Annotated in this window: 1 pseudogene; it reads right to left on the reverse strand. The window is 73.1% G+C overall.

The features are described 5' to 3' along the window. Nucleotides 1–268 (reverse strand): annotated as a pseudogene (locus ACFIQF_RS17280) (ParA family partition ATPase); the annotation flags it as partial.

A 268-nucleotide genomic window follows, 5' to 3' on the forward strand; every position in this document is an offset into this window, starting at 1 on the left:
CCGCTCGGCCGCCAGCAGCGCGGAGCGCGCCAAGGCGGCGATGCGCGGCGGCCCGTCGATGACGACGTAATCCGCGCGGCGTGCCAGCTCCGGGGCTTCCTGATGCAGCGTCTCGCGGGCGAGGCCCACGGCGCTGAACAGCCTGGGCAGACCTTGCTGGCTTCTGCGCTGCGTCCAGTCCAGTGATGAACCCTGCGGGTCGGCGTCCAGCAGCACGACGTGCTGGCCGCGCATCGCCAGCTCGCCGGCGATGTGGGTGGCGAGCGTG

Origin of the sequence: Comamonas trifloxystrobinivorans (assembly GCF_043359985.1) — a bacterium.
In the GTDB taxonomy this organism is placed as follows: domain Bacteria; phylum Pseudomonadota; class Gammaproteobacteria; order Burkholderiales; family Burkholderiaceae_C; genus Comamonas; species Comamonas trifloxystrobinivorans.